This window comes from Aeribacillus pallidus (assembly GCF_050478865.1).
GTDB lineage: Bacteria > Bacillota > Bacilli > Bacillales > JACDOC01 > JACDOC01.
This window is the reverse complement of record NZ_JBCNBW010000096.1, coordinates 1-629: the sequence shown is the minus strand read 5'-3', so window position 1 is coordinate 629 and position 629 is coordinate 1. Positions and strand designations below refer to the sequence as shown.

At 40.7% G+C, this 629-nt stretch carries 1 protein-coding gene; it reads left to right on the top strand.

Annotated features, from left to right (window positions below; all coding sequences use genetic code 11):
- Positions 1-629: RHS repeat protein (locus ABES52_RS16760; protein ID WP_429652459.1), on the top strand; the 629-nt coding region annotated here is incomplete at both ends.

Below are 629 nucleotides of genomic sequence, written 5' to 3'. Positions count from 1 at the left end.
TATACGTATGACGCAGCCAATCAATTAACAGCAGTAGACGGACAAGCATACACGTATGATGTCAATGGGAACTTAATTGATAATGGCGAGTATACCTTTATTTATAATGATGACAACCGTCTTGTGGAAGTGAAGGACACATCCAATACAACCATTGCAACCTATACGTATGACCATCAAGGAAGAAGGATCAGTAAAACAACATCATCTGGAACGACTTATTACCACTATGACGGCGACTCGATTCGATTGTTGTATGAAACAGACGAAAACAACAACATCATCGTTGAATATACATGGGATGATAACAGTCAACCGCTAACGATGACGAAAAATGGTGTAACGTACCATTATCATGTGAATGGACACGGTGACGTAACGGCATTAACCGATAGCAACGGAACCATAGTCGCTGATTATAAATACGACGCATGGGGAAATATCCTCTCACAAAGTGGAACACTGGCATCCGAAAATCCGTATCGTTATGATGAAGCAACGGGTCTCTATTACTTAATGGCAAGATATTATGATGCCGATACAGGAAGACTCTTAACACGAGACAAATTCCATGGATTTGATGATGACCCGAAATCATTAAACCAATATGCGTATGCCCATGGAAACCC